Genomic DNA, 10,918 nt, shown 5'->3' on the forward strand with positions numbered 1-10,918 from the left:
ATGCTCTTACCAAAGCCCGGAAAGGATATCGAATGGGTAATGACAGCTTAGTGGATACCATGATTATTGATGGCCTAACAGATGCCTTTCACAATATTCACATGGGTTTAACTGCGGAAAACATTGCCGAACAATTTGATATAACCCGCCAAGACCAGGATGCTCTGGCCTTGCGTAGTCAAAACCGGGCCGAAGCTGCCATTAAAGCCGGAGTATTCAGCGACGAAATCGTTCCTGTAGAAATTCCCCAAAAGAAGGGAGAACCGATTATTTTTAGCCAGGATGAGTTCCCTCGTTTTGGTGCAACGGAAGAGGGGTTGGCAAAGCTGCGTCCGGCATTTAAAAAAGAAGGGACGGTCACAGCCGGAAACGCCTCGGGTATTAACGACGGGGCTGCCGCAGTGGTCGTTATGACTCAAGAAGTAGCGAACAAACTCAATCTTCCCGTACTCGCCAAAATCACCTCTTGGGCTTCGGCAGGGGTAGATCCGTTGATAATGGGTACCGGACCAATTCCGGCTTCGCGCAAGGCTCTGGAAAAAGCCGGTCTAACAATCGAAGATATTGATCTAGTCGAGGCGAATGAGGCCTTTGCCTCTCAGGCGGCTATTGTCACGCAGGAGCTTGGTCTTGATCCCGCTAAAACCAATGTCAATGGCGGAGCTATCGCTATCGGGCATCCGATCGGAGCCTCCGGTACCCGTATACTTGTAAGTCTTTTGCACGAATTAAAAAGACGCGACGGACGGCGGGGGCTTGCCACTTTATGTATCGGTGGCGGCCAAGGAATCTGCATGATAGTGGAAAGGTAGGGAAAAATAATTATGCCTTATGAGAACATACTTTTAGAATCTCAAGGTCAGATAGCAATAATTACGGTCAACCGCCCTAAGGCTTTAAATGCTCTTAATTCAGCAACCATGCAGGAGCTTATCGCTGCTTTTAATGAGTTAGCTAATAATTCCTCGATCAGGGCCGTAATATTAACCGGGAGTGGGGAAAAAGCTTTTGTAGCCGGTGCTGATATTGCCGAAATGAACAATAAGAGTACCATGGAAGCGAGATATTTCAGCCAACTGGGCCATCAGTTAATGAATCGCATTGAGAGTCTTCCCCAACCGGTCATTGCCGCCATTAATGGCTTCGCTCTGGGGGGAGGTTTAGAATTAGCTATGGCTTGCGATATTCGCCTGGCCGGTGAAAACGCTAAATTTGGACAACCGGAGGTTAACTTAGGGTTACTGGCAGGGTTTGGGGGGACACAGCGACTTCCTCGGCTAGTGGGGAGTGGCCTGGCCAGCGAAATCCTTTTCACGACAGACATGCTCAATGCTCAAGAAGCATATCGCATCGGCTTAGTTAATCATGTATATCCTTTGGAAGAACTTTTGGAGCATGCCCTCGCAATGGCCCGCAAAATCGCAAGCAAGGCACCGATCGCCATTCAGTTGACGAAAAGTGCCATCTACAAAGGTGAGAACATGGATCTAATCAGCGGGCAGGCCTATGAGGCTGAAGCATTTGCCCAAATTTTCAGTACAGAGGATCGGAAGAATGGTTGCCAAGCCTTTTTAGAGAAGACTTCAATAGAATTTCAGGGACGTTAAGGTAGAGAATTAGGATCGAGAGTATATTTAATAAACTAGGAATTAATAATATAATGTAGGATATAACCCAGGGCATGCCTGGGTTATATGCTTTAGTGGAGGTTGTAAATATGTTCCCAAAATCTGAATGTGAACGCAGGGTGAAGGGTTTTCAAGACATCTTAGCTGAAAGGGAGATCGATGGAGTTCTTTTGGTACAAAGAGCTGATACTTTATATTTTACCGGTACGGCGCAAAATCTCCACCTTTATATTCCTAAAGAAGGATTACCTGTAGTATTAGCATACCGTAGTGTCGCCCGTGCCCAAGCTGAGTCGCCCTGGAAAGTAATTCCTCTAACAGGCTTATCCAAGCTTCCGGATTTGATCGCAGAGCAGGGACATCCTTATCCTAAGGTTATGGGGTTTGAATTGGATGTTTTGCCGGTTGCCAATTATCAACGTTATCAAAAAATATTTGCTAACTCGGAGTTTGTGGACATCTCTTACCCCCTCCGTCTACTTCGCTCAGTGAAATCCGCGTGGGAGATCTCCCAAATTGAAGAGAGTGGAAAAATTTATACCGCGTTACTGGAATATGTTCCAACTATCCTCCGTCCCGGGATGACAGAGGTTGAGCTGGAAGGTCTCCTGGAAGCTAAGGCCAGAATGCTTGGTCATGAAACTATGCTGCGTACCCGTGCCTTTGGCTTTGAATTTCATTTTGGTGGAGTGGTAGCTGGACCTCAGGGGGCTATTCCCAGTTATTTTGATGGGCCGGTGGCCGGTCTAGGGGCATCCTTTGCCCATCCGTTTGGGCCTTCCCGCACACCTATTAGGGAAGGGGAGGCAATTATGATGGATTTAGCGGTTGCTAAAAACGGCTACCAGATTGATACCACAAGAATGCTGGTAATGGGGAAACTGTCTGGTAAAATGGAAGAAGCCTATAAAATAACCCTGGAAATTGAAGAAATGACTCGGCGGGCTTTGATTCCCGGAAGAAGGGCCGGAGAAGTCTATGAGGAAATTCTGAACTGGGTGGAAAAAGAAACTCCTTATGGAAATCATTTTATGGGCTTTCAGGAAAACCGTGTGCGCTTTATCGGGCACGGGATCGGACTGGAGCTGGATGAGTTACCTACCATTAGCAAAGGTGCTCGAGAGGTTCTGATGCCTGGAATGATTGTATCGATTGAACCAAAGTTTATTTTTCCCGGCGAAGGAGCTATCGGAATTGAGGATACTCTGGTTATCGAAGGAAAAGAAGGTGCCCGTTATCTATCCTCCGCACCGCGAGAGATTGTTCGCATTCTATGATTGGCTAAATCAGGGCTAAGACTTGTCAAGAGATTATACTTCGGGCTATACTCAACTTAAGTTGGAATATGTTGCTTATTACCTTCTGCCAAAGGGGAGGGGTTTTTCTGCATTTTAAATTTAAGAATTGGTTTGGTCCGAGAATCCTCAAGACAGGCTTGGGAGTTACGATTGCTTTTTTGATCTGTCAACTATTTGCTATTGAACCTGCCAGTTTCGCAGCCATTACAGTAGTAATTAATATGCAGCCATCAGTAAGCAAGGCTCTGTCGAATGCTTGGGAACAGGTCACAATTAATATTTTTGCCGTGGCTATGGCTATTCTGATTGGCTTAACAGTAGGCACGAATCCCTATATTATCGGCCTGGCGGTAATAATTATGATAGCTATTTCCAATCGAATTGGTTGGCAAGGTGTAACTATGGGGATTGTTTCAATTATTTTTGTCCTTGATGCCCCGCCAAATCAATTTTTGGAGCATGCTATATCCCGTTCTTTGTGTATTTTTATTGGTTTGGCCGTGGCATTAACCATTAATAGTGTACTTGCACCACCTCGCTATAAGCGAACTTTTAAGAAAGATTTATATTCTCTTGTTTACGATTCCTCAGTTTTTTTCCTTGAAAGCATTGAACACTATGTAAACTCTACCTATTTAAATGAATATGAAAAACCTAAACCGGCGGAATTGGAAAAGAGGCTGGATCGCGTCACCGATCTCTATGAAAGGACCAGGGAAGAGTTTAACTCCAAGGATAAGATGCAGCTTATGGAACGGCTTTTAGAGTTATGCCGAGGCTTTATTGAACGAGGAGAAAATATCGAAGAAATGACTCGCCAAAGGGTTAAACGTCGTCAACGACCTGACTCCCCTCCGAAGATGGGTCTAGAGCTGAGTGAGGAGTTCCGAAGCTTATTGGCTTATGTTATTGAAGGGAAAGACACTCTGGCGGATCTTCGCGACCACCTTTATCTGAGCTTTACTTACCCACCCTCTACACCTTTGCGCACACTTGACGAAGAGTATTGGCAAGAATTCGATAAAAGAATGGATTTATGGCAAAGAAATTTTAGCGGGATATTTTTTCTGCGGGCTACCATGGAGGTGGCCGTGGTGGCCACGGAAATGCGATGGGCATCTAAGCGCATGAAAAAGGGCTATGAACTAAGCCTTAAGAAGGAGTCGATCCCTGCGCCGGAAGCAGAGCCAAAAGAAACCGAGAAACTGTAAAAATGGGCCGTGCAAGATGACTATTCTGTCTTTTGCACGGCCCATTTTCATTTCTTGATTATTTTGCTAGGAAAAATAGATAAACCAGCCCTAGGTTTAAAACCAAGAGAAGGGGAATTCCTATGGTAAAGCTTTTGTGTTTAGTCTTATGTCGGAAAATCTGCATTCCCAGCCAACACCCCAATGCGCCGCCTAATAACCCAAGGGTGAAAAACCATTTCTCCGGAACTCTCCAGCGATGGTTACGAGCTAAGTATTTATCCCGGGCAATCAGGAGAAAGGTAGTAGCGTTAATTAAGATGTAAAAGCCGATTAGCCCGAAACTAGATAAGTAACTCAAAGTTTATTCCTTTTTAGGGAAAGCAGCAAATGATGAATGAAGAACCGAATTCCCCGATGTGAAGTAGACTAAACGCAATGTATCGGCAATTTCTTGATCTGAGATACCCATTTTGCGAGCTTGATCGGCCAGGCTGGCTACACCTTGAGTAGCTCCAAAGGCGGCATCAAGAGCAAGAGCGATTAAAGTCCTGGTTTTTTCATCGAGGGAGCTTTCTTTGAGGGAGAGATCAACAATCCGTTCCATTGCTTGGGCAAAAGTAGGGTCATAATTTTCCAAGGCACTTAAAAAGGGTGGTAAAGCCATCATAAAACCTCCAGTTCTTTTTAAAATAAATGATACTTCTTACTCTTAATGTATATCTTAATTCCTAATAAAGCAAAATGAAATATGTGCTCAGCTAAAAATAATTTTGCCGGGTTCGGGAATTATAAGGACTGTAGATATCTAAAAAGAATCAATAAGGGTCAATATTGATAAGAAATTAATAATACGAGGAGGAGTATTATGTCAAAGCCGAAAGAAAAGAAAAATACCGTACAGGTTATCCGTAAAAAAGATCTGAATCCCGGTGATCCAATTCCCCCCTTTGATGCTCATGATAATGACAAAATAGGTAAAGGGCATTCCAAAGAGCGTGTTTAGGTTTTAAGGGTTTTAAGGATAACGGGGCGTTAAGAGCTTCTTGACAAAGCGTTAACTATTCAGTACACTAATACACGAGCTGACATTGAGGCGCACTTATTTAAGTGCATGCGTGCAATGGGAAAACACCTGCTTATGGACGGCAGGTGTTTTTATTTGTTTGATCAAATTGTCTAGATATTATTTTGAAAAATATGCTATTATGTTTTCGTGTATCTCATAAAACTTAAGGTTATTTAACTGGGGTGAATTTATGCGCCTTTTTTATGATCTGCTTTGGTTCTTTAAAAAGGAAAGATCAAGCTATCTCACGGGAATTATTGTTCTCGTTGTCGTTGCATTACTTAATCTCATTCCGCCCTATATAGTGGGTAAAATTGTTGATGGAGTAAGCAACCATAGTTTAACAAAAGATAGCATCCGGCTTTGGCTATTGACCCTACTGGGATTGGGGATTCTTGCCTATATACTACGCTATGTTTGGCGGATTCTGATTTTTGGGGCCGCAGCGAGGTTAAGCAGGCTCTTGCGCAACGATCTATTCAAACATTTTTCTCGCCTGTCGCCAAGCTTTTATCATAAGTATCGAACCGGAGATCTTATGGCTCACGCCACAAATGATATTCAAGCTATTGAAATAACTGCAGGCATGGGGGTATTAACCCTTGTAGATTCATTAGTTACAGGTGGTTTTGTCGTTTTTTCCATGGCCATCTTTATAAGTTGGAAATTGACTCTGATTACTTTATTGCCAATGCCGATTATGGCATGGGTCTCCAGTTATTACGGGACCTTGCTTCATGATCGTTTTTTCAAGGCTCAGGAGGCTTTTGGGGACCTTAACGATAAAGTTCAGGAGAATATTTCAGGAGTTCGTGTAGTTAAGGCTTTTGGTCAGGAAAACCAGGAGATCGCTGCCTTTCGTAAACTTTCTGATGGTGTGGTAAAGAAAAACCAGGCTGTAGCAGTTGTTGATTCACTTTATGACCCAACAATTATGTTAATTGTCGGCGTTTCGTTTTTTTTGGCAGTGTCCTTTGGAGCCTGGGAGGTAGTTAAATTCCAATTAACCCTGGGACAGTTGACCCAGTTTACCTTATATTTAGGCCAATTCATTTGGCCGATGCTCGCTTTTGGTTGGTTATTTAATATTATGGAGCGTGGGAGAGCTTCTTATGATCGGGTAAGAGCCCTGCTTGAAGTAGAATCGGAAGTCAGAGATCTTAAATTGGGGGAGGGAGTGGATGATTCTACTAAGACCAAAGTAATCCTTGGAGGAGATCTCGTATTTGCTGTGGAGGAATTTACCTACCCGGGACAATCCTGTCCGGAACTAAAGCAGATCTATTTTACCCTCGAAAAAGGTCAGACCCTCGGTCTGGTAGGGAAAACCGGCAGTGGCAAAACCACACTTTTGCGGATATTGCTTCGTGAATTTGACGGAGTGAAAGGCGATATTCGTGTCGGCGGTTCCTCCATCTACGACATATCCTTAGATTCTTTACGTTCTCTTATTGGCTATGTGCCCCAGGACCATTTTCTTTTTTCTACCACCATTGCCGAAAATATCTCTTTAGGCAAACCTGAGGCAAGTCCTGCGGAAATAGCGAGAGCTGCCCAAATAGCTTGCATCCATGAAGATATTGAACGGTTTGAAGATAAATACCAAACTCTGGTAGGGGACAGAGGTGTAACTTTGTCAGGTGGACAAAAGCAACGGTTATCCATCGCCAGAGCTTTGCTTCTTGACCCGGAGGTCTTGATTCTTGACGATTCCTTATCTGCAGTTGATGCTAAGACGGAAAAACAGATACTCGAGGAACTAAAGAGCAATCGACAACAAAAAACTACTCTAATATCCTCCCATCGCCTCAGTGCGATTGAACATGCGAATTTAATCCTTGTACTTGAAGATGGAAAAGTTCGGGAACGTGGCACCCATGCCGAATTGATGAAACTGAAGGGCTGGTATGCACAAACTTATCAGGCTCAACAGTTGGAAAGTCTGATCGAGGAAGGGGGCGGACTTTCATGAGCACTTTTACCTCGGAAGAAAACCTTAAAGCCGGTTTGACTGGTCAAGGAAGAACGATTCTTAGGCTTCTGAAATATTTGGCGCCTCATACCAAGGCTTTGATTTTTGCTTTTATTATTCTGATATTGGCAACAGCTGCCGATGTGGCGGGACCGGTACTGATCAAGATTTTCCTTGACGATTATATAACTCCGCGCATCTTTGATTCAGATGCTTTCATTCTGCTGGGAGGAGGGTATCTCCTCTTGGTTGTTCTGGCTTCTTTTCTCCAATATCACCAATTGGTACGCTTTAATAAGATTGCCTTGCTCATTATTCAACAGATCCGGGTTGATATCTTCAGCAAAGTTCAGTATTTAGCCATGAAGGTCTTTGATCGGACCCCAACGGGAGCCTTAGTTTCAAGGATTACTAACGATACCGAAGCTATAAAAGAGCTTTATGTGGGGGTCTTATCCACTTATGTACAGAACTTTGTCTTTTTGATCGGTATCTTTATCGCCATGTTTAGCTTAGATGTACGCCTGGCAACATTCTGCTTGGTGCTTTTGCCTGTAATCGTGATTTTGATGCAAACTTATCGGAAAATCAGTACCAAGATATACCGGATTTCACGCTCTGAGCTCGGACGCCTTAATGCTATGCTGAATGAATCCATCCAAGGTATGAATATTATTCAGGTCCTAAGACAGGAAAAGAGGTTTCAAAAAAAATTTGCCGGTATTAATGAAAACTATTATCAAGCCGCTTTAGCTAATATCAGGTTAGAGGGCACCCTAATGCGACCGGCAGTTGACTTGCTCTATACCCTAGCATTAATCCTGGTCTTAGGTTTTTTTGGCTTAGAGTCCTTAGTTGGTCCGGTAGAAATAGGTGTTCTTTACGCTTTTATCAATTATTTGGACCGTTTTATTGAGCCGGTGAATATGATTTTGATGCGCTTGTCACAATTACAGCAGGCCATAATTGCAGCCGAAAGAGTTTTTGAAGTCTTAGATGATGAACGTATTGCATCCACCATTAAATCCGGTCAAGGGGAGATGGAAAACCCTGCTCAAGTCATCAAGCAGGGCGAAATTGAATTTCGCAATGTTAGTTTTTCCTATGATGGGGTTACGGAAGTTCTGAAAAATATCTCCTTTAAGGTTCGCCCCGGGGAGACGGTAGCCTTAGTTGGCCATACCGGAAGTGGTAAGAGTACGATTTCCAACTTACTGATGCGTTTCTATCCTATCGAACACGGGGAAATTCTTATTGACGACCTTCCCCTAGAGGCTTACTCCCAAGCTGATTTGCGCTCCCAGATCGGACTTGTAGCCCAGGATCCTTTTCTTTTTGTTGGTGACCTTGCCCTGAATATCCATTTAAACCGTCCCGACTTCACGGAAACAGACGTTAAAGCAGCCGCTGAATTTGTGGAAGCCGATAAATTTATTCAAAAGCTTGGCAATGGCTATCATGAACCGGTCAGTGAAAGAGGTTCCACCCTCTCCAGTGGCCAACGGCAATTAATCTGTTTCGCGCGTACGATGATTGGAAAACCTAAAATCCTCATTCTTGATGAAGCTACGGCTAGCGTTGATACGGAAACAGAAGAGGCTATCCAGATTGCCTTAAACAAAATGCGTCAGGGCCGTAGTACCATTGCCATTGCCCATAGACTTTCCACTATCCAAGACGCGGATCTTATCCTAGTCCTTCACCAGGGGCAAATAGTGGAACGAGGCACTCACAATGAACTGCTTGCCCAAGAAGGGCTATATTACAAAATGTTTCTCCTTCAACAAGGAGCAATTACTCTTCCGTAGTCTCGATATGCTTAGATGAATATCGGGTAATGATGGCGGCACCTAATAAAGTAAGCATGATGATGATTTCAAATACTTGTTTGCTCTTACCCATATTCATAATGAGTCGGTACATTTCAGGAAGCTCTTCTTTGACAACTTGAATTTTTTCGGGAAAGGTCAAGTAAGGTCCTGTGATTTCCCGATAGCTTTCGCACAGGAGCTCATTCTTGCGTTGAATGATCCAATCGGTTTTGGGTGTCCGGGTAAAGGGCTGAACAGTACGGGGCTGATCAAAGGTAAATGAAATTGTATTACCTTGAATTTGATAATCCTTTGTGGAATACCCGGTTTTTCTCATACCTTCGAGAAAAGCATCCCGCATTTTCACATTTGCCAGAGTGATCTTTATCTCCATAGTCAATTCTGAAGGTTCTGAGAACTCACCTAAAACAAATCCTGTCAACCACCAGTGACGATCTTTGCGGGTAAATAGATCCCGTTCACCTTTTTTTAGGGTAAAAGACATCTGAAGGCAATCTTCGTTGCTTGCCGCTTGATAGTAGAGACCTTTAAAAACTCTTGGCAGGTTTACTTCTGCTCCATTGGAATAAATTCCGATTTCGCCGCCGGTCACCATGTCATATTGACCCTTCCAAATACCGATCATCCATCTTTTGTTATTATATTCAAAGTAAATCGGTTCACAGTCAATAATCATTCCCATGGGGGCGGCGGCCTCGTCATAGAGTCGACAATAACCGATACTTCTCTGCCAAGGGTCCATAGTGGATACAAAGATATCCTGATTCTCATCATAGGCATAACCGGCAATCTCTAAGGCTTTATCTAATTCCACATCCCCCGTACCCTTGGGTAAGGCAATTAAATCCGACATGCAAATCCCCCTCCAGTACATATTAATGAGTTAATGCATAAAATGGTGCATAAAATGCTCAATTAATCGTGTTGGAGGGGGATGAATTGAAAAGAGATGCCCATTTCTATGCTGTCCTTGCTTTTTGCCGGGCTTGTGGATTCAAGAAGAAAAGTGCAAATACCATTGCTTATGCTTCTCAGTTTGTAGACGATGCTAAAATCAACTTAGTGTTCCTTCATAATATTGCCTTTTGTGAGGTATTTGATAGGGTAGAGAATGCCCCGGCCTTTTTTAATATTGCCACTTGTCATTCCTATTTCCGTATCAATACATTTAATTATGAAGCAATGGTAAATAACACTTCAGCCTTCCACTTTGTGCCAGGGTGCGCGGGGAAGCACTTTACCAAGAAACTACGTTGTAAAGAAGAGTCTCCGGTAATTCTAGACATACTCCATGAAGTTTTCCAAGAAGATGACTTAGTAAAATTCGGCATGGTTTTGCATACCTATGCCGATACTTTTGCCCATCAGGGTTTTAGTGGAATGTTGAGCAAGGTAAATGCTATTAACAATTGTAAGGTTGAGATTGACCTCTCCTTAAGGTTCATTGATCTTATCCAGGATATTTTGCTCAATTTCGGAGAGGAAAGGTTCGAAAAGTATTTTGATAAGATTACGCCGGCTTATGGCCACGCTCAAGCTATAGATTTTCCCGATTTACCATATTTGGTTTGGTCCTACGAATATGATCATAGTGATGACTTCAAAGGGTCGTATGAGCGAGTAGTGGTGGATAATCGTGAGAGGTACAAAAGGGCCTTCATAAGAATCACCGATCATCTTAATCATTATTTAAGCTTATATCCACATCATGGGGATCGTAATCTAAAGTTTAAGGATTTTGACTTATTATTTGAAGCGCTTTTATACAAAGGACATGATCAAGCCAGGATTAACAATTGGCAAAAGGTTATTGTCAACTTAGGCTTATTTGATAAAGAAGACAAGGAACTATGGACCTATGAAGATGACACCTGGTTGAAACAGGCTTTTGTTAACTATAACTATAAGAAATTCAATAATCGCCGTGTG

General features: G+C 43.1%; 11 protein-coding genes. 8 read left to right on the plus strand and 3 right to left on the minus strand.

The features are described from left to right. From AC1U9U_RS13290 to AC1U9U_RS13305, 4 genes are all read left to right on the plus strand, one after another. Positions 1-812, plus strand: an 812-nt coding sequence (locus tag AC1U9U_RS13290) for an acetyl-CoA C-acyltransferase (protein ID WP_479961032.1), incomplete at its 5' end; no start/stop codon positions are given. A 12-nt stretch (positions 813-824) separates the two neighbouring features. After that, positions 825-1,607: an enoyl-CoA hydratase-related protein gene (locus AC1U9U_RS13295; protein ID WP_479961033.1), complete on the plus strand. Its 783-nt coding sequence runs from the start codon at positions 825-827 to the stop codon at positions 1,605-1,607. 110 nt (positions 1,608-1,717) lie between these two features. Further along, a complete protein-coding gene (locus AC1U9U_RS13300) occupies positions 1,718-2,905 on the plus strand; it encodes a M24 family metallopeptidase (RefSeq protein ID WP_479961034.1) in 1,188 nt (395 codons plus the stop codon). A 68-nt stretch (positions 2,906-2,973) separates the two neighbouring features. Next, a complete protein-coding gene (locus tag AC1U9U_RS13305; RefSeq protein WP_479961035.1) occupies positions 2,974-4,137 on the plus strand; it encodes an FUSC family protein in 1,164 nt (387 codons plus the stop codon). A gap of 58 nt (positions 4,138-4,195) precedes the next feature. On the opposite strand, the gene AC1U9U_RS13310 is transcribed toward AC1U9U_RS13305, so the two are convergent. Together AC1U9U_RS13310 and AC1U9U_RS13315 are read right to left on the minus strand one after the other, a co-directional pair. Beyond that, the gene (locus AC1U9U_RS13310; RefSeq protein WP_479961036.1) at positions 4,196-4,477 is read right to left on the minus strand and encodes a DUF1294 domain-containing protein; all 282 of its coding nucleotides are present in this window, start codon (positions 4,475-4,477) and stop codon (positions 4,196-4,198) included. A gap of 3 nt (positions 4,478-4,480) precedes the next feature. Continuing rightward, positions 4,481-4,783: a carboxymuconolactone decarboxylase family protein gene (locus tag AC1U9U_RS13315; RefSeq protein ID WP_479961037.1), complete on the minus strand. Its 303-nt coding sequence runs from the start codon at positions 4,781-4,783 to the stop codon at positions 4,481-4,483. A gap of 201 nt (positions 4,784-4,984) precedes the next feature. On the opposite strand from AC1U9U_RS13315, the gene AC1U9U_RS13320 reads away from it, so the two are divergent. The 3 genes from AC1U9U_RS13320 (at position 4,985) to AC1U9U_RS13330 (ending at position 8,965) form a co-directional block, all read left to right on the plus strand. Further along, positions 4,985-5,122 (plus strand): hypothetical protein, encoded by a 138-nt coding sequence (locus tag AC1U9U_RS13320; protein ID WP_479961038.1) that lies wholly within the window; start codon positions 4,985-4,987, stop codon positions 5,120-5,122. A gap of 253 nt (positions 5,123-5,375) precedes the next feature. Continuing rightward, on the plus strand, positions 5,376-7,157 hold the full coding sequence (locus tag AC1U9U_RS13325) for an ABC transporter transmembrane domain-containing protein (RefSeq protein ID WP_479961039.1): 1,782 nt from the start codon (positions 5,376-5,378) through the stop codon (positions 7,155-7,157). Further along, a complete protein-coding gene (locus AC1U9U_RS13330) occupies positions 7,154-8,965 on the plus strand; it encodes an ABC transporter ATP-binding protein (protein ID WP_479961040.1) in 1,812 nt (603 codons plus the stop codon). Before AC1U9U_RS13325 ends, AC1U9U_RS13330 begins: the two co-directional genes overlap by 4 nt. Here the strand turns inward: AC1U9U_RS13330 and AC1U9U_RS13335 are convergent. Further along, the gene (locus tag AC1U9U_RS13335; protein WP_479961041.1) at positions 8,952-9,842 is read right to left on the minus strand and encodes a DUF4474 domain-containing protein; all 891 of its coding nucleotides are present in this window, start codon (positions 9,840-9,842) and stop codon (positions 8,952-8,954) included. The genes AC1U9U_RS13330 and AC1U9U_RS13335 overlap by 14 nt on opposite strands. An 86-nt stretch (positions 9,843-9,928) precedes the next feature. Here AC1U9U_RS13335 and AC1U9U_RS13340 point away from each other — a divergent pair. Continuing rightward, a partial coding sequence (locus AC1U9U_RS13340) for a DUF6765 family protein (protein ID WP_479961042.1) occupies positions 9,929-10,918 on the plus strand: 990 nt, incomplete at its 3' end.

This window comes from Desulfitobacterium sp. (assembly GCF_982384815.1).